Here is an 18614-nt window from a genome sequence, read left to right as displayed (position 1 = left end):
CGCTCATTTGTTATCGGTTCCAGTGATCGGGAACTCGGGAGCGAGCACCAGTTTCTGCGCTTCGCGCGCCGCACGGATTTCGCGCGCAGAACGTGCGTCTCGGCCAGATGCTGCGCCATCATGCGGTTGGCGCAGATAGCGCTGCCGATGGCCCCCTTGGCCTGGACGCTGCAGAAAGCGCGATAGCTCCTGTAGCGCACGCTGATACACCTCACGCTTGAATTCAATCACCACGTCCAGCGGCACCCAATAGTTGTGCCAACGCCAGGCGTCGAACTCGGGATGATCGGTCATGCGCAGATTCACGTCGCAATCGCGGCCGGTCATGCGCAGCAGGAACCAGATCTGCTTTTGCCCGCGATAATGGCCACGGATTTCGCGCTTGATGAAATGATCGGGCACTTCATAACGCAACCAATCGCGCGTACGCCCGATGATCCTGACATGCGCCGGCTTCAGGCCGACTTCTTCCTCGAGTTCCCGGAACATTGCCTGTTCCGGAGTCTCGCCAAACTTGATCCCGCCTTGCGGAAACTGCCACGAATGTTCGCGCACCCGCTTTCCCCACCACACTTCATTGTGCGTGTTGAGAAGGATGATGCCGACGTTCGGGCGAAAGCCTTCGCGGTCCAGCATGTCGCACCTCAAATTTTCTGTGGCTGCGCGCTGTTGTTGAGCGAAGTTCGATGACCTTGTCCGATATGCAGCAAGTCGGAGAGAGACACGGAGACGCCGCAAAGAGTGGGCGCAGGCAGCCAGCTTATCCTTTAAAATTGGGTCGATTATAACTCTCTCTTTTTAAAAAGAATTCACCCTTATGCGCGCCTCACGTTTTTTTGTTTCGACCCTGAAGGAAGCTCCATCCGATGCCGAGATCATCAGCCACAAGCTGATGATGCGCGCCGGCATGATCAAGCGCCTCGGGTCTGGCATCTATACCTACATGCCCATGGGTCTGCGCGTGATTCGCAAGGTGGAGGCCATCGTTCGTGAAGAGATGAATCGCGCCGGCGCGGTCGAGCTGCTGATGCCGGTAGTGCAGCCAGCCGAGTTGTGGCAGGAAACCGGCCGGTGGGACAAGATGGGTCCGGAACTCATGCGCGTGAAGGATCGTCATGGCCGCGACTACGCGATACAGCCGACCTCAGAAGAAGTGGTGACGGATGTTGCCCGTAGCGAGATTCGCTCGTATCGCCAACTACCGGTGAACTTCTATCACATCCAGACCAAGTTTCGCGATGAGCGTCGGCCGCGCTTCGGCCTGATGCGGGGCCGCGAATTCACGATGAAGGATGCGTACTCCTTCGACCGCGATGTGGAAGGCATGCAGAAGTCCTACCGCATCATGTATGACGCCTACACCCGCATTTTCAATCGCTTCGGCCTGCAGTTTCGCGCAGTAGCCGCGGACAATGGCGCAATCGGCGGTTCCGGGTCACATGAATTTCACGTCATTGCCGATACCGGCGAAGATGCGCTGGTTTATTGCCCGACTTCGGACTACGCGGCCAATATCGAAGCGGCCGAAGCGCTGGCTCCTGCTGGCGAACGCGCTGCCGCAGCCGAGCCATTGACGAAAACTGCGACGCCCAACAAGACGCGCTGCGAAGACGTAGCCGAATTCCTTAACCTACCGCTTGCGCGCACCGTCAAATCCATCGTGCTCACTGTTGATGCCGCAGAAGAGGGCGGTGAGAAAACGCTGTGGCTTCTGCTTCTGCGTGGCGATCACGAGCTCAATGAAGTCAAGGTCGCCAAGATCCCTGGCCTTGCGGAATTCCGCTTTGCCGGTGCCTCCGAGATCGTCGAATGGTTCGGCTCCGAGCCGGGCTACCTCGGCCCGATCGGCACCAGAAAGCCGGTCAACATTGTCGCTGATCGCGCCGTGGCCAACATGAGCGACTTCATATGCGGCGCCAACGAGGAAGGCTTCCACTACACCGGCGCAAACTGGGGCCGTGATATTCCCCAGCCGATTGTGCATGACATCCGCAATGTCGTCGAAGGCGATCCCTCACCCGATGGCAAAGGCGTGCTCGCGATCCAGCGCGGGATCGAGGTTGGCCATGTCTTCCAGCTCGGCACCCGCTATTCGAAGGATATGAACGCAACCTTCCTCGACGTCGATGGCAAGCCGGCGCTGATGCAGATGGGCTGCTATGGCATCGGCATTACCCGCATCCTCGGCGCCGCAATCGAGCAGAACTTTGATGAACGCGGCATCATCTGGCCGGCATCGATTGCACCCTTCCAAGTGGTGCTGTGCCCGATGGGTTATGACCGCAGCGAGACTGTGCGCAACGAGACCGAGCGTCTGTATGCGGCGCTGCAGTCGGCTGGGATTGACGTCATCCTCGACGATCGTGGCGAGCGCCCGGGCGCGATGTTCGCGGATTGGGAGCTGATTGGCGTGCCGCACCGCGTGGTGATCGGCGATCGCGGACTGAAGGAAGGCATGCTCGAGTACCAAGGCCGGCGCGACGCCGCCGCGACCGGAGTGCCGGTGGAACAAATGGCCGACTTCATCCGGGACAAGCTCGCTGCTTGAGACAGGTGAAGCAACACTGGCTGGCGCACCTGCTGCTGTGTGCCGTCTTCACCTGCAGCGCCGCGCACGCGGGCAACCAGAAGGAAGAGGCGCTTGCGGATTCGGTGCGCCTGGCCCTGTCCAGGGCCATTACCGATTCGCAGCCGCCGAAGCCGCACTTCGACAACATCAATCAGCGCATTCAGTATCTATTGTGGCTGGGTGAGATGTCGCAGCGGCTGAAGAAACGCTTGCCGGACTGGCAGGTGCGCAAGGAATTCCTTGAGACCCTCTGGTATGAAGCCAAGCGTGCCGGGCTCGAACCGGCCATGGTGCTGGGTCTGGTGCAGGTCGAGTCGGCATTTCGCAAGTACGCCGTTTCCGGCGCGGGTGCACGCGGCTATATGCAAGTCATGCCGTTCTGGACACGCGTCATCGGCGATGGCGATTCAGGCAAGCTGTTCAACATGCAAACCAATCTGCGCTACGGCTGTTCAATACTGCGCATGTATATCGACATGGAGGGCGGCAACCTGTATCTGGCGCTCGGCCGCTACAACGGCAGCCGCGGTCGGCCCGAGTATCCGAATGCGGTGCTGGCGGCATGGAAAGGCTGGGAAACGAAGTAGCGAGCGCTCGCCGAAGTGCACCAGCGTTCCAAAATTCGGAACAAACAAAAACGCCCGCTTGCGCGGGCGTTTTTGTTTGGCTCCTGGAATTTATTTCAGGTGGCCGGAAATGATCTTCGTCATTTCAAACATGGAGACCTGATTCTTGCCGCCAAAAACAGCTTTCAACTTGTCATCCGCATTGATGTTGCGCTTGTTTTCCGGATCTTGCAGATTGTTCTTCTTGATGTAGTCCCAAACCTTCTTGGTGACTTCGGTGCGCGGCAACGGGCTGCTGCCGATGACGGCGGCCAGGTCTTGCGACGGAGTCAGGGGTTTCATGAAGGCCGGATTCGGTGCGCGGGTGCCTGCGGCTTTGGTAGCTTTCGCGGCCGGCTTGGCTGCGGCTTTCTTCGCTACGGGCTTGGCTGCGGCTTTCTTTGCTACGGTTTTCTTTGCTGCGGCCGCGGGCTTCGCGGCGGATTTCTTGGCGGCCGGTTTGGCGGCTGCTGATTTTTTGGCGGTTGCCATCTTCGAACCTCCTTCACTATCTATATAGCAGTGGAAAATTGCGCCATGTCACGCACCGCTAATAGTCGTTGCCTTTTGCTGGGTACGCAAGTGTTTTTTGAAAGTATTTTGCCAACGTTGCATATCCCGTGCGACAACCCGCTTTCATAGGGAAAAAACGGGTTTGGGGGTCGGTTTCAACACCGGTTTGACTACCTGGTCTCGATACCGCCGAAGCGGCGTGCAGATCAACGCATTCCTGGCATCATGCCCTTCATGCTGCGCATCATTTTCATCATGCCGCCGCCCTTCAACTTCTTCATCATCGACTGCATCTGTTCGAACTGGGCCAGCATGCGATTGACTTCCTGTACCGGAACGCCAGCGCCAGTAGCGATGCGACGCTTGCGCGAAGCCTTGATGAGCTCGGGCTTGCTGCGTTCAGCCGGCGTCATCGAATTGATGATGCCTTCCATGCGTCGCACCTGCTTCTCGGCCTGGTCCATGTTGGCACCGTTGGCTGCTTGCTGAAACTGCGCCGGCAGCTTGTCCATCATGTTCGACAGTCCACCCATCTTCTTCATCTGGCTCAACTGTGCCTTGAAGTCGTTCAGGTCAAACTTGCCGCCGCCCTTGATTTTTTGCGCAAGGTCCTGAGCCGCTTCGATGTCCACGCCTTTACGCGCTTCCTCCACCAGCGCGACGATGTCGCCCATGCCGAGAATGCGGTTGGCCATGCGCTGCGGATCGAAGGCTTCCAGGCCGTCGAGCTTTTCGGCAACACCGGCAAACTTGATCGGCTTGCCGGTGATGTGCCGCACGGACAGGGCCGCGCCGCCACGCGCATCGCCGTCGAGCTTGGTCAACACGATGCCGGTCAGCGGCAGTGCTTCATTGAAGGCGCGAGCAGTGTTGATGGCGTCCTGGCCCAGCATCGCATCGACCACGAACAGGGTCTCGATAGGCTTGGCTGCCTTATGCAGCGCGCTGATCTCCTGCATCATCGCTTCATCAATGCCAAGGCGACCGGCGGTGTCGATGATCAGCACATCGGCGAATTGGCGCCGGGCATGGTCGAGCGCTGCCAGGGCGATGTCGACCGGTTTCTGATCCGGCTGCGAGGGGAAGAAGTCGGCGCCGACCTGAGCACTGACCGTTTGCAGCTGGCCGATCGCGGCAGGGCGATATACGTCGGTCGATACCGTCAGCACTTTTTTCTTCTTCTGCTCACGCAGATATTTGGCCAGCTTGCCGACGGTTGTGGTCTTGCCGGCACCCTGCAGGCCGGCCATCAGGATCACCGCCGGCGGCTGGGTCGCGAAATTCAGTTGCGTGGCTTCCGGGCCGAGGTCCGCGCCCATGATTGCCGCGAGTTCGTCATGCACCACGCCAACCAGTGCCTGGCCGGGAGTGAGCGATCCGACGACTTCCTCGCCGAGCGCCTTTTCCTTCACGCGGGCAACGAATTCGCGCACTGCCGGCAGCGCAACGTCAGCCTCCAGCAGCGCCAGGCGCACTTCGCGCAGCATCTCGGCAGTATTCGCTTCGGTCAGGCGCGCTTCGCCGCGCATGGTCTTGACCACTTTGGCAAGACGTTGAGTCAGATTGTCGAGCATGGATTCCGTATCCGGGGAGAGTGGGGCGCGGCGTGCGCATGGCCGCCGCGAAAACGAAACATTTTACCCGATGCCGATGCGACGATTTTCCCATCGCATCAAGCCGCGGCGCCGTCCGCGCGTCGGCGCCCGGCACAACGCCATGGTGTAGACTTGCGCGATGCAAAACACTCTCTTCTTCCTGGCCGCGCTGATCTACCTGGCCACCGCTTTTCTGCCTGCGCGCATGCGCGGCGCGGCATCAGTGGGCACCGTGCTTGCCTGGCTGTTGCACGGCGGCGCGCTGTGGGCTGACATGCTTGCCCGGCCGGATTCGCTGCGACTCGGATTCGCGGTGGTGCTGTCGGCGACGCTGTGGATTTCGGTGGCGGCCTACTGGCTGGAAAATCGCAATTTTTCACTCGACAGTTTGCGCGTGCTGGTGCTGCCGAGCGCCGCGGTCGCGGTGGTCTTGCCCGCAATCTTTCCCGGAAGCGTGGTGTCACTGCAGGACAATGCGGGCCTGTATACGGCGCATATCGTCATCGCCATCCTCGCCTACAGCACACTGACCATCGCCGCGTTTCATGCGGTGCTCATGGCAGTACAGGAAGCCAGCCTGCATACCTCTCCCGGTGCGGCACGCGGCTGGTTCACGACCATGATCGAGCGCCTGCCGGCACTGTTGACGATGGAAAAGCTGCTGTTTCGCATGATCGGTTTCGGGTTCACATTGCTCACGCTGACGGTGCTGTCCGGCATTGTGTTTTCCGAAGAACTGTTCGGACGCCCGATACGCTGGGATCACAAGACCATCTTCACGATGCTGTCCTGGGTGCTGTTCGGCCTGCTTCTCGCCGGCCGGCGCCTGCGCGGCTGGCGCGGCAAGACCGCGCTGTCATTCACTTTGTCCGGCTTTGCCACGCTGCTGCTTGCCTATGTCGGCAGCCGCTTCGTGCTGGAAGTGCTGTTGCATCGGGGCCTGGCATGAAACTCCTGCTGCTGGCCGGCCTGATTGTCTTTGTTGTGATGTGGCTGCAACGTCCCAAGGACAGGCCTCTGCCCGGCGGACCGGCACGGCAGCTGCGCCTGACGACCGAACCCATGCTGCCCTGCGCGCAATGCGGCGTGCACGCACCGTCTTCCGAGATGCTGCATGACGCGGCGGGACGCGCCTACTGCTGCGAAGAGCATCGTAGCTTGTACGCGGCGCGCTGATAGATGGCTCGATTCGCGGATGCGGCGCCATTGGTCGGCGACAGGCAAACCTTGTGGCGTACGCTGCAGACCTTCAACTTCACCCGGGTTGCGATTGCGCTGGTGCTGCTGGTCTATCTCAGCATTAATGCGCATACCGGCTTCTGGCTATATGGCGACTTCCTCTATCGACAAGCTTGCGGTGTCTACCTGGCGCTGGCGGTGGTCGGGGCGCTGACCACCGAGTTCTGGCGACGTCACTTCCTGCTTCAGCTGACCGTGGGCATTGCCATCGATCTGCTGCTGATCACCGCGCTGTATGTCGCCGCGGGCGGCGCCAAGAGCGGACTGGCCATCCTGTATTTGTTTCCGCTGGCTGGCGGCGCGGTACTGGCGCCAACGGTGCTGGCCCTGTTCTTCACTGCGCTGGTCGCGCTGACCCTGCTGCTGGAAAGTGCCTGGCAGCTGTTGAACTTCACGTCCGAGTCGACCATCTCGCAAGCGGGGCTGTTCGGAGCAGCCTTTTTTGCCGCATCCTATCTGCTGAACCGACTGGCGGCGCGGCTGCTGAAGCAGGAGCGACTGGCCGTCGAACATGGCACGGATCTGCGGGTGCAGCAGGCGATCAATCAGCTCGTCATCGCCGACATGCGCGATGGCGTGCTGGTCCTTGGACCGGACATCACGGTGCTCACCGCAAATCCCGCAGCCGAGCGACTTCTCGGCCTGGCCAATGTGCCGCAGGCAGAACGCCGTCTTGCGCGCATCACCTGGCTGGCCCCGATTGCCCAGGCCCATGCCGCCTGGTCCGCCGGAGGCGCGGCAGCATCGTTCGTAATGATCAAGCCGGCGGAGGAAAAGATGGCGCATCTGCGGCTGCGTTTCGCCAGCGTCGACGCTGCCGTGCCGGACAATGCCCGCACCGTGGTGTTCATGCAGGATGTCAGCGAGATCGAGAACCGGGCTCAGGAACTGAAGCTGGCGTCGATGGGACGGCTCACTGCCAGCATCGCGCACGAGGTGCGCAATCCGCTGTCCGCGATCGGGCATGCGAATTCCCTGATGATCGAAGATGCGGCCGATCCGGTGCAGCTGCGCCTGTTGAACATCATCAATGACAACGTGGGGCGCCTGAACCGCATGATCGAAGACATCCTGCGCCTGTCGCGCAAGGCGCAAACCGGCGGCGAGCCGGTGTCGGCAGCGCTGCTGGTGCCGGAAATCGTCGAGGAATTCCGCGAGTCGCAGGCGCTGCGGCCGGGCTTCATTCATGTCGGCGCGATGGACGAGCGCAGCGTGCTGTTCGATCCGCTGCATCTGCGCGAGGTGATTGTCAATCTCCTGTCGAATGCACTACGCTACGCCAGCGGCCGGGACGCGTCGATCCGATTGTTCATGGTCTCGGACGCAGGCCGTCGGCGCGAATTGCATGTACAGGATGACGGCGCCGCCATTACCCCCGAAGTACGCTCGCATCTGTTCGAACCGTTTTACACCACATCCAGAAAAGGCACCGGCCTGGGACTGTACCTGGCCCGCGAACTGTGCCTGAACAATGGAGCCACGCTGGATTATGAATACCGTACCGATTCCTGGAACCACGAGCAGGGCCAGGCCAGCGGACGCTTTGTCATCACGCTGGCCGCGCCCGACGCGGCCGTGCAAACCGAGTGAGTCCTGATGGCCGCGCCCCGCATTCTGATCATCGACGACGAAGCAGACCTGCGGGAGCTGCTCGAGATCACCTTCCTCAAAATGGGCCTGGATACCGACAGCGCCGGCACGCTGGCCGAAGCGCGCGAACTGCTGGGCCGGCAATCCTACGCTCTTGCGCTGACCGACATGCGCCTGCCGGACGGACAGGGCATCGACCTGGTGCGCGAGATCGCCGCGCATTACCGCGGCACGCCGGTCGCGGTGATCACCGCCTTTGGCAGCACCGATAACGCGGTAGCGGCATTGAAGGCCGGTGCTTTCGATTACCTGTCCAAGCCGGTGGCGCTGGACCAGTTGCGCACGATGGTGCAGTCGGCGCTGAAACTGGTGCCGGGATCACCGCTGCGCAGCGCGAAGGCCGACGAGGCGGAAACGGGCTTTCGCCTGCTCGGCGAGTCGGCAGCGATGCGCGAAGTGCGCGCCCAGATCGCACGATTGGCGCGAAGCATGGCGCCGGTCGCCATCACCGGCGAGTCCGGCACCGGCAAGGAGCTGGCCGCGCGCGACATTCATGCGCAGAGCGCGCGCGCCGACAAGCCCTTCGTCGCCGTCAACTGCGGCGCGATACCCGAAGCGCTGATGGAAGCCGAGTTCTTCGGCTATCGCAAGGGCGCCTTCACCGGCGCTGCGGAAGATCGCGATGGCTTTTTTCAAGCTGCCAATGGCGGCACGCTGATGCTCGATGAAGTGGCCGACCTGCCGTTGCCGATGCAGGTCAAGCTCTTGCGTGCGATCCAGGAGAGAAGGGTGCGCAAGGTCGGCTCCACGGTCGAGGAGCCGGTGGATGTGCGCATCATCAGCGCCACGCATCAGAACCTCGCCTCGTGCGTGGAGGCCGGCAAGTTCCGGCAGGACTTGTATTACCGCTTGAATGTCATCGAACTCGGCTTGCCGCCGCTGCGCGAGCGCGCCGACGATATCGCGCTGCTGTCCGGGGCGATTCTGAATCGGCTGTCGGGCGGCACGGCGCCTGCACTGTCGCCAGCGGCGCGGGCCACGCTGGAGGCTTACGCGTTTCCGGGCAATGTGCGCGAGCTGGAGAACATTCTGGAGCGGGCGCTGGCCTTCGCCAGCGGGGATGCGATCGGGGCCGAGGACCTTGCCTTGCGTCCGGCAGCCCCGCGTACGCAAGGCGCGTCGCCTGAGACAGCGCCGCCCGCGCCACTTGCCCCGGCCGCACCGACAGCGTCGGTATCGGCAGCGGTATCGCCTGCACCCGAGCCGCCGGCCATTGCGCCGAGCGCGCCAACCTTGCCCGGCTCGCTCATTGATCATCTTGATGCGGTCGAGCGCGACATCATCCGCGCCGCGCTCGACCGCACCCGCTACAACCGTACGCAGGCCGCTGATCTGCTGGGCCTGACGCTGCGGCAGCTGCGTTACCGCATGCAGAGACTGGATATCCATGAACCCGATTGAAACGATGGCCGCGCTGCTCGCGCCTGACGACAGCGGCTGGTGCGGCGACGTGCGGCGACTGGCTTCGCCGAATTGCGACGCGCGGCCGCAGGGCATGGAGATCGACCTGCTGGTGATACACAACATCAGCCTGCCGCCAGGTCAGTTCGGCGGCGATGAGATCGCCGCGCTGTTCACCAACAGCCTCGATCATGCAGCCCATCCGTATTTCGAAGGCTTGCGCGGCTTGCGGGTCTCGGCGCATTTCCTGATCCGCCGCGACGGCGCCACGCTGCAATTCGTTCCGGCCGGGATGCGCGCCTGGCATGCCGGCCTGTCGCGGTTCGGGGAACGAGAGCGCTGCAATGACTTCTCGATCGGCATCGAGCTGGAGGGCACTGATGAGGAAACGTTCACCGCCGTCCAATATGCGCGCCTGGCCGCGTTGACCGAAGCGCTGGCGCGCCGCTATCCGTTGCGCCATGTCGCTGGCCATCAACATATCGCGCCCGAACGCAAGACCGACCCGGGTCCGTATTTCGACTGGCCGGCCTATCAAGCCGCATGCCGCCAGCTTCCCGCGGCGGCAGCTCTACAGTTCCCAACGGCGGTGTAAAAAGTCAATGCTTTTTTTTAAAGACGAGTTGGGAAAACGCTATTGCACGGCCGGTATCGTCCCACTAGAATTAGTGCCCATCGCCTCGAGAATTACTACATATAGTGTTGTGTAGTGATCGCAGGCAAGATGGTTCGCTCCATCACGGTTTGCTCTTCCGCTCTTTTGCCCGTCCGTGCCTGGCACCTTTATCGCCATGGCGACGGGCATGGCCCGCAGGCCGATACGGCGGGCAAGCCGCCGAGGTCAGTTCAAAACAGCCGCACCCCATATCGATTCAGGAGGCCACGTGCAATCACCTCAGGATATTTCCGTTACCAAAGGCGCCGAAACCATCGGCAAACCGAACTACGCCGGCATTGCCGCCGGCAGCCCGACCACATCGAGCGCCGCGGAATACCGCATCATCCGCCGCAACGGCGCAGTGGTCGGCTTCGAGCCGTCGAAGATTTCCATCGCCATGACCAAGGCTTTCCTCGCCGTCAACGGCGGCCAGGGCGCAGCCTCGGCCCGCGTGCGCGAACTGGTCGAGCAATTGACCGACAACGTGGTGGGCGCGCTGATGCGCCGCCAGCCAACCGGCGGCACCTTCCATATTGAAGACGTGCAGGACCAGGTCGAGCTGGCGCTGATGCGTTCCGGCGAGCATGACGTGGCGCGCGCTTATGTGCTGTACCGCGCCAAGCGCATGGAAGAGCGCGCGCAGCAGCAGGCCGCGCGCCGCCAGGCCGATGCCGACCGCCCGGCGCTGCATGTCACCGACAACGGCGAACGCCGCGTGCTCGACCTCGACCAGGTGCGCAGCCTGATCGTCGCCGCCTGCATCGGCCTGGAAAAGCATGTCGACTCCGAAGCCATCCTGACCGAAACCCTGAAGAACCTGTACGACGGCGTGCCGGTGGCCGAGCTGCACAAGTCCGCGATCCTGGCCGCGCGCGCGCTGATGGAAAAGGACCCGGCTTACAGCCTGGTCACCGCGCGCCTGCTGATGCACACGATGCGCAAGGAAATCTTTGGCCGTGAAGTGGCGCAGGCCGACGCCGCTGCGCATTACCTCAGCTATTTCCCGCAGTTCATCAAGAAGGGCGTCGAGGCGGAACTCCTGGATGCCAAGCTCGCCGAATTCGACCTGGCCCGTCTGGCCGCCGCGCTCAAGCCCGAGCGCGACCTGCAGTTCGGCTACCTTGGCCTGCAGACGCTGTACGACCGCTACTTCCTGCACATCCGCGGCACGCGCATCGAGATGCCGCAAGCCTTCTACATGCGGGTGGCGATGGGCCTGGCGCTGAACGAGCCCAAGCGCGAAGAGCGTGCGATCGAGTTCTACGACCTGCTGTCCTCCTTCGACTTCATGAGCAGCACGCCGACACTGTTCAACTCCGGCACTCAGCGCTCGCAGCTGTCGTCCTGCTACCTGACCACGGTGTCGGACGATCTCGAAGGCATCTACGAAGCGATCAAGGAAAACGCGCTGCTGTCGAAGTTCGCCGGCGGCCTCGGCAACGACTGGACTCCGGTGCGCGCGCTCGGCTCGCACATCAAGGGCACCAACGGCAATTCGCAGGGCGTGGTGCCGTTCCTGAAGGTGGTCAACGACACCGCAGTGGCGGTGAACCAGGGCGGCAAGCGCAAGGGCGCGGTCTGCGCCTACCTGGAAACCTGGCACCTGGACATCGAGGAATTCCTCGATCTGCGCAAGAACACCGGCGACGACCGCCGCCGCACGCACGACATGAACACCGCGAACTGGATTCCGGACCTGTTCATGAAGCGCGTGATGGAAAAGGGCGACTGGACGCTGTTCTCGCCCTCCGACGTGCCGGACCTGCACGACAAGGTCGGCCGCGCATTCGAGCAGGCTTACCTTGGCTATGAAGCGAAGGCCGCCAGCGGCGAGCTGCGCCTGTTCAAGAAGGTGGCGGCGCTGGACCTGTGGCGCAAGATGCTGTCGATGCTGTTCGAGACCGGCCATCCGTGGATCACCTTCAAGGATCCCTGCAACATCCGCTCGCCGCAGCAGCATGTCGGCGTGGTGCACAGCTCGAATCTCTGCACCGAGATCACGCTCAACACCAACGACGGCGAAATCGCGGTCTGCAATCTGGGCTCGGTGAATATGCCGGCGCACATGAAGAACGGCCAGCTCGACCATGTCAAGTTGCAGAAGACCATCCGCACCGCGATGCGCATGCTCGACAACGTGATCGACATCAACTACTACGCGGTGAAGAAGGCGCGCGATTCCAACCTGCGTCATCGTCCGGTCGGCCTGGGCATCATGGGCTTCCAGGATTGCCTGCACATGATGCGCGTGCCCTATGCCAGCAATGACGCGGTGGAATTTGCGGACCGTTCGATGGAAGCGGTGTGCTACTACGCCTACTGGGCCTCGACCGAACTGGCCGAAGAGCGCGGCCGCTACAGCACCTATGAGGGCTCGCTGTGGGACCGCGGCATCCTGCCGCAGGATTCGCTGAAGCTGCTGGCGGAAGAGCGCGGCGGGTACCTGGAAGTCGACGCTTCCGAAAGCATGGACTGGACCGCGCTGCGCGCACGCATCAAGACCCATGGCATGCGCAACTCGAACTGCGTGGCGATTGCGCCGACGGCGACGATTTCCAACATCATCGGCGTGTCGGCCTGCATTGAGCCGACCTACCAGAATCTGTATGTGAAGTCGAACCTGTCCGGTGAATTCACCGAGATCAACGAGCACCTGGTGCGCGATCTGAAAGCGCGCGGGCTGTGGGATGAGGTCATGGTTTCCGATCTGAAGTACTTCGACGGCAGCCTGGCGCGCATCGACCGCATTCCGCAGGACCTGCGCGAACTGTATGCGACCGCGTTCGAAGTCGAGCCGAAGTGGCTGGTCGAAGCCGCGTCGCGCCGCCAGAAGTGGATCGATCAGGCGCAGTCGCTCAATATCTATATGGCGGGCGCCTCGGGCAAGAAGCTGGACGAGACCTACAAGCTGGCGTGGCTGCGCGGTCTGAAGACCACCTACTATCTGCGCACCATCGGCGCGACGCACACCGAGAAGTCGACCACCCGCACCGGCGCGCTGAACGCGGTGTCGACCGACGGCGGCGTGGGCAACGGCGGCATGCTGTCGCAGCCGGCCCTCGCGGCGGAAGAGCCGGCTGGTCCGGTGTGCATGTTGCGTCCGGGCGATGCGGGCTTCGATGAATGCGAGGCTTGCCAGTAAGCGGCAAGGCATGAAGGCGTGAAGGCCTGAAAACCTTCACGCCGGAAAGCTGAAAGCACAAAGCCCTGCCCGGTTCAACCGGGCAGGGCTTTTTCGTAGGGTGGGCTGCCAAGCCCAACATCCGGCGTCCGCGGGCCGCGAACATGTTGGGCTTGTCAGCCCAACCTACGGATTGACCCGAAAGCGCCTTCGGCCACGCTGCCGCTCATTCTTCTTTCCCGCCTTCCGGCGTATCCACGCCCCGCACCAGTTCCCCCGCATCCGGCAAGGTCGTGCCCGGCCGCGTCAGCTGTTCCGCGTCGAGCTGATGCGAAAAGCTTTCCACCGAGTCCAGCCGCCGCTGCCGGTCTTCGGCGATGGTCGGCCCGCTCTGCATGTAAAGCGCCAGCAGTTCCGCGAGGTTCAGCAGCGTCGACATGTGCGTGCGCTCGTAGCCGTGCGAGGCATCGGTGCCGAAGCACAACAGCGCGGTACGCACGTCTGCACCGGCGCTCACCGCCGCGCCGGCATCGGAATGGTAGAAGCGAAACACATCGCGATGGCTGGGAATGTCATGTTCGTCGCAGAGCCGCAGCAGCCGGCGCGTCAGGTGGTAATCATGCGGGCCGGCCGAATCCATCAGCGGGATCGTCACGCCGTATTCCTTCGCGCCCTGTCCGGCCGCAACCGGGCCGATGTCCACGCCGATGACTTCGCTGACATCAGCCTCGATCACGGCGCGCGCGCCCGAGCCGACTTCTTCGGAAATCGTGAACACCAGGTGGCAATCCATCGGTATCGGCGCGCGGCCCTCGACCACGGCCTTCACCGCCGCCAGCACCGCGGCCACGCCGGCCTTGTCATCGAGATGGCGCGACACGATGTAGCCGTTGTCCAGCATCTCGGGGTTGGGATCGAAGGCCACGAAGTCGCCAATCTGTATGCCATGAGCCCTGGCTTCGGCTTCGCTGTGGATTTCCGCATCGACGCGCAGCTCGAGCTGATCCCATTCCACCGGCTGGCTGTCGATCGCTTCATTGTAGACATGGCCCGAAGCCTTCAGCGGCAGCACCGAGCCGCGTTCGCGGCCCGATTCGGTGAACAGAGTCACCCGTCCGCCTTCGGCCCAGCGGCTGGACCAGGTGCCTACCGGCATCAGCGACAGCCTGCCATTCGGCTTGATTTCGCGCACCATCGCGCCGAGCGTATCGAGATGCGACACGATGGCGCAGGCCGGCGGATCGCGCCGCCGCTCGGGCATGTTGCGACGCAGGACCGCGCGTATCGTGCCGCGTCGCGTCAGCTCATAAGACACGCCGAGCGCTTCGAGCTTCGCGCCGGTGTAATGCACGATTTCATCAGTCAGGCCCGCCGGGCTTGGTATGGCCAAGAGCTCGAGCAGGGTGGTCTTCAGGTATTCGTCATTGATGACGAGCTTACGCATGCGCAATTCTTCCATCCGTACTCCTCACGATGCCGTATAGGGAAACACAAGATCGACGAAGCGCTGCGCAGTCGGCTGCGGCTCATGATTCGCCAGGCCAGGCCGCTCGTTGGCTTCGATGATCACGTACTCTGCGGCGTCCGGCGCCGGCACCAGGAAATCCAGGCCAACCACTGGAATGCGCAGCGCGCGTGCTGCGGCCTCGGCGGCTTCGCGCAGTGCCGGATGCAGCATCGCGGTGACATCGTGGATGGTGCCGCCAGTATGCAGATTGGCGGTCTTGCGCACCTGCACTGGCTGGCCATCCGCGGGCACCGCATCGTAGTTCAGGCCCTGGCCGGCGAGACATCGCTCGGTTTCACCATCGACCGGGATGCGGCTCTCGCCACCAGTGGCCGCGGCGCGGCGCGCGCTCTGGCGTTCGATCAGTTGGGCAATCGTCGACTGGCCGTCGCCCACGACCTCGGCCGGCTTGCGGATCGCGGCCGCGACCACCTTGTAGCCGATGACCACGATGCGCAAATCCTGCCCGGCGCAGAATTGCTCGAGCACCACATGGCCGCCTTCCTTGCGCGCCCGCACGATCGCATCGCGCAATTGTTCTTCTGTCCTGACATCGACGCTGATGCCGCGGCCCTGTTCGCCGAGCGCCGGCTTGACCACGATGGCGCCGTGTTCCTGCATGAAGGCGATATCGTCCGCGCTCTCGTCGGCCACGCGCTGCTGCGGCACGCGCAGCCCGACAGAAGCCAGGCGTCGCAGCGTCAGGGTCTTGTCCTGGCACCAGGTCATCGCGACGCCGCCGGTGAGCTCGGTCAGCGATTCCCGGCACAGCATTTCATGGCCCGCATGGCGCAGCTTGAAGATGCCGGCTTCGGCGTCGACCACTTCCACGCTGATGCCGCGCCGGCGCGCTTCATCGATGATGATGCGGGCATACGGATTCAGCGCCGAATAGTCGCCGGCATCGACATACAACCTTTCATTGATCGAGTTCTTGTGTTTCACCGCAAAGCCGGTCACCTGCTCGAAACCGAGCTTGTGATACAGCGCGATCGCATTCGTGTTGGTATGCAGCACCGACAGATCGAGAAAGCGCCGGCCGCGCCCGGTGAAGAGCTCGATCAGCGCATTGACAAGGGATTTGCCGACGCCGCTGCGCGCGGTTTGCGGATCGACAACCAGGCACCAGAAGCTGCTGCCGCCGCCGGAGTCGCCAAAGGCCAGCGTGTGGTCGATGCCCATCACCGAGCCGATCACTTCACCGGTTCGTTCATCCTCGGCGATGAGAAAGATCAGCGCATCGGAATCGCGCTGCATCCAGACGGTGCGCGGCTCCAGCGGCACCATGCCGCGCATCGTATACAGGCGGTTCATCGCGGCGATGTCGGCGCGGGTGGCCAGGCGCCGGATCACCATGCCCGGCGCGGGGCCTTCGGCTGGCGCATCGATAGCAAGCCGCCTGCGGTACAGCAACGATGGATCGAGAAACAGGTCGGCTGGCGCTTCGGCCAGCAATAGTTGCGGCGCTTCGACATACAGCGCGATGTCGCGCTTGCCCATCTGCTCGCGTATCAGCTCTTGCGCGAGATGTTTCGGCGTATCGAAAGAGGGCGCGTACATCAGGCGGCCCCAGCCGCAATCGAGAATCACATTGTCGTGCGGCGCTAGCGCTGCTTCCTCGTCCAGCGGCTGCGGCGGCGCCGTGCGCTTGGCGCGGCTTTCCACATCGTAGTGGGTAGTCATCATGGCAGTTTCCTTACTCTCTTACTCTGCTTGCTCTGCTTGATCTGCTTGATCTGTTGTCCGGGGTCATGTCAGCGGGCCTACAATCCATGCGATTGCAGCCAGGCTTCCAGCAGAGCGATCTGCCAAACGGTGGAACCGCGCAGCGGCGTGATGTATTCGTCGGGAGAGGTCAGCATGCGGTCGAGCGCGCTGCGTGAGAACAGGCCACGCTCCTTCGCCTGCGGCGCATCGAGCACGCCGCGCACATAGTCCAGGAACGGTCCGCGCAGGTACTTCAATGCCGGCACTGGGAAATAGCCCTTGGGCCGGTCGATGACCGCGGCTGGTATCACTTTCCGCGCGGCTTCTTTCAGCACATGCTTGCCGCCTTCGGCGATCTTGTGCCGCGCCGGAATGCGCGCGGCCAGCTCCACCAGCTCATGGTCGAGGAAGGGCACGCGCGCTTCCAGCCCGAAAGCCATCGTCATGTTGTCCACGCGCTTGACCGGGTCGTCGACCAGCATCACGGTGGTGTCCAAGCGCAATGCCCGATCGATCGTGCTCGATGCGCCGGCTGCGTGGAAATGCGCGCGCAGGAAGTCGCCGCTCCAGTCAGGCATGTTCCCGCCGTTTTGCAGCAGGCCAAGCAGCTCGGCATGGCTGCGGTCGAAGAACACCTTGCGGTAAGCCTCGACGCCGTCTTCCTCGTTGGCGATCTCGGCCAGCGGCGGATACCAGTGATAGCCGCCGAAGACTTCGTCCGCGCCCTGGCCGCTCTGCACCACGCGGCTGTGCTGCGACACCGCCTGCGACAGCAGATAGAAGGCGACGCAGTCGTGGCTCACCATCGGCTCGGCCATCGCATGAATCGCATCCGGCAATGCCGAGAGCAGCTTGTCGGCGCCGATGTGCATCTTCTCGTGCACGGTGCCGTAATGGCGCGCGATCAGATCTGAGTAATGGAATTCGTCGCCCGCTTCCTGATCGACCGCTTCGAAGCCGATTGAATAGGTGCGCAGATCCTGCGTGCCGGCTTCGGCCAGCAGACCGGTGATGAGGCTCGAATCGAGTCCGCCCGACAGCAGCACGCCCACCGGCACATCGGCCACCAGGCGCCGGCGCACCGACAGGCGCAGGCTTTCCAGCACCATGTCGCGCCATTCGTCGAAGCTGCGCGCTTCATCGGCCGTGCTGCGCGCAAAGTCGAGGCGCCACCAGGTCGTGGTTTCCGAGCGCCCATCCGGATGCACCGTCATGTGCGCGGCAGGCGGCAGCTTGCGCACGCCGCGCAGGATCGTCAGCGGTGCCGGCACTACGGCGTGCCAGGACAGATAGTGATGCAGCGCCTCTGTATCGAGCGTGGTGTCGATGTCGCCGCTCCTGAGCAGCGCCGGCAGGGCCGATGCGAAGCGCAGTCGTGACGCATTCTGGCTGTAGTACAGCGGCTTGATGCCGAGGCGGTCGCGCACCAGGTGCGTGATGCCGCTGTCGCGTTCCCACAGCGCAAAGGCGAACATGCCATGGAAGCGCTGCAGCGCCGCATCGCCCCAGGCATGCCAGGCCTTGATGATGACCTCGGTGTCGCCGGTGGAAGCGAAGCGGTAGCCCATCGCTGCAAGCTCGCTGCGCAATTCGTGATGGTTGTAGATCGCGCCGTTGAAGACGATGCCCAGGCCCAGCTCATTGTCGATGAAGGGTTGATGCGCGCGCCGGCTCAGGTCCATGATGGACAGACGTCGATGGCCGAAGCAGCGCGCGCCGATGCTGAAGATGCCTTCGCCATCGGGACCGCGACGCGCTTGCGCCTCGGTCATCGCCAACACTGCCGCGACGTCGGCATTGGCCGCGTCGAACCGAATTTCTCCTGCTATGCCGCACATGAATTGATTCCCGTTAATTGAATGATGCGGCCCCGTCTTGTCACGCTACGCGCACGGGACCATTCTGATAGAAGCGCCAGGACAAGCAGGGTTCCTAGGGCTTGCTCGCATCTCGCACCGCACCACGAATCGCGCAAAGAGCACGCGCGAAGAAAAGGATTTCAAGCAGGGTATTGATGATCTTCGTCATGCTCGTCGAGCAAGGCGGAAG

The 18614-nt window shown here is 62.8% G+C and carries 14 protein-coding genes; 8 read left to right on the top strand and 6 right to left on the bottom strand.

What is annotated here, in order from left to right:
- Nucleotides 1-3 precede the first annotated feature (3 nt).
- Nucleotides 4-636, bottom strand: a complete 633-nt coding sequence (locus tag JJB74_RS02615) for an RNA pyrophosphohydrolase (protein ID WP_200590255.1) — start codon at nucleotides 634-636, stop codon at nucleotides 4-6.
- 181 nt (nucleotides 637-817) lie between these two features.
- On the opposite strand from JJB74_RS02615, the gene JJB74_RS02610 reads away from it, so the two are divergent.
- Together JJB74_RS02610 and JJB74_RS02605 are read left to right on the top strand one after the other, a co-directional pair.
- Nucleotides 818-2548 carry a proline--tRNA ligase gene (locus tag JJB74_RS02610; RefSeq protein WP_200590254.1) on the top strand — a complete coding sequence of 577 codons (1731 nt, stop codon included), beginning with the start codon at nucleotides 818-820 and terminating at the stop codon, nucleotides 2546-2548.
- Nucleotides 2549-2553: 5 nt separating this feature from the next.
- Nucleotides 2554-3156 carry a lytic transglycosylase domain-containing protein gene (locus JJB74_RS02605; RefSeq protein ID WP_325170073.1) on the top strand — a complete coding sequence of 201 codons (603 nt, stop codon included), beginning with the start codon at nucleotides 2554-2556 and terminating at the stop codon, nucleotides 3154-3156.
- Nucleotides 3157-3246: 90 nt separating this feature from the next.
- Here JJB74_RS02605 and JJB74_RS02600 read toward each other — a convergent pair whose 3' ends face one another.
- Nucleotides 3247-3666, bottom strand: coding sequence for an SWIB/MDM2 domain-containing protein (locus tag JJB74_RS02600; RefSeq protein WP_200590252.1), 420 nt, complete (start codon nucleotides 3664-3666; stop codon nucleotides 3247-3249).
- A 227-nt stretch (nucleotides 3667-3893) separates the two neighbouring features.
- Complete coding sequence (ffh, locus tag JJB74_RS02595) at nucleotides 3894-5261, bottom strand: signal recognition particle protein (protein ID WP_200590251.1); 1368 nt, start codon at nucleotides 5259-5261, stop codon at nucleotides 3894-3896.
- 160 nt (nucleotides 5262-5421) lie between these two features.
- On the opposite strand from ffh, the gene JJB74_RS02590 reads away from it, so the two are divergent.
- The 6 genes from JJB74_RS02590 (at nucleotide 5422) to JJB74_RS02565 (ending at nucleotide 13372) form a co-directional block, all read left to right on the top strand.
- Nucleotides 5422-6231, top strand: coding sequence for a cytochrome C assembly family protein (locus tag JJB74_RS02590; RefSeq protein ID WP_200590250.1), 810 nt, complete (start codon nucleotides 5422-5424; stop codon nucleotides 6229-6231).
- Nucleotides 6228-6458, top strand: a complete 231-nt coding sequence (locus JJB74_RS02585) for a PP0621 family protein (RefSeq protein ID WP_200590249.1) — start codon at nucleotides 6228-6230, stop codon at nucleotides 6456-6458. Before JJB74_RS02590 ends, JJB74_RS02585 begins: the two co-directional genes overlap by 4 nt.
- Nucleotides 6459-6461: 3 nt before the next feature.
- Nucleotides 6462-8111, top strand: coding sequence for a sensor histidine kinase (locus JJB74_RS02580; RefSeq protein ID WP_200590248.1), 1650 nt, complete (start codon nucleotides 6462-6464; stop codon nucleotides 8109-8111).
- Between the two features lie 6 nt (nucleotides 8112-8117).
- Nucleotides 8118-9572, top strand: coding sequence for a sigma-54-dependent transcriptional regulator (locus JJB74_RS02575; RefSeq protein ID WP_200590247.1), 1455 nt, complete (start codon nucleotides 8118-8120; stop codon nucleotides 9570-9572).
- Nucleotides 9559-10167: a 1,6-anhydro-N-acetylmuramyl-L-alanine amidase AmpD gene (gene ampD / locus JJB74_RS02570; RefSeq protein ID WP_200590246.1), complete on the top strand. Its 609-nt coding sequence runs from the start codon at nucleotides 9559-9561 to the stop codon at nucleotides 10165-10167. Before JJB74_RS02575 ends, ampD begins: the two co-directional genes overlap by 14 nt.
- 334 nt (nucleotides 10168-10501) lie before the next feature.
- Nucleotides 10502-13372 (top strand): ribonucleoside-diphosphate reductase subunit alpha, encoded by a 2871-nt coding sequence (locus JJB74_RS02565; RefSeq protein ID WP_325170089.1) that lies wholly within the window; start codon nucleotides 10502-10504, stop codon nucleotides 13370-13372.
- 205 nt (nucleotides 13373-13577) lie between these two features.
- Here JJB74_RS02565 and JJB74_RS02560 read toward each other — a convergent pair whose 3' ends face one another.
- The 3 genes from JJB74_RS02560 to JJB74_RS02550 all read right to left on the bottom strand — a co-directional run bounded on the left by JJB74_RS02560 (nucleotide 13578) and on the right by JJB74_RS02550 (nucleotide 18403).
- Nucleotides 13578-14810 carry an osmoprotectant NAGGN system M42 family peptidase gene (locus JJB74_RS02560; protein WP_234483550.1) on the bottom strand — a complete coding sequence of 411 codons (1233 nt, stop codon included), beginning with the start codon at nucleotides 14808-14810 and terminating at the stop codon, nucleotides 13578-13580.
- A gap of 9 nt (nucleotides 14811-14819) precedes the next feature.
- Entirely contained in the window at nucleotides 14820-16544 is a 1725-nt protein-coding gene (gene ngg, locus JJB74_RS02555; protein WP_234483543.1) for an N-acetylglutaminylglutamine synthetase, read from the bottom strand.
- A 77-nt stretch (nucleotides 16545-16621) separates the two neighbouring features.
- A complete protein-coding gene (locus tag JJB74_RS02550; RefSeq protein WP_200590245.1) occupies nucleotides 16622-18403 on the bottom strand; it encodes an N-acetylglutaminylglutamine amidotransferase in 1782 nt (593 codons plus the stop codon).
- Between the last annotated feature and the right edge of the window lie 211 nt (nucleotides 18404-18614).

Source organism: Noviherbaspirillum pedocola (genome assembly GCF_016632335.1).
In the GTDB taxonomy this organism is placed as follows: Bacteria; Pseudomonadota; Gammaproteobacteria; order Burkholderiales; family Burkholderiaceae_D; genus Noviherbaspirillum_A; species Noviherbaspirillum_A pedocola.
This window is presented reverse-complemented; position numbering and strand designations above follow the sequence as displayed.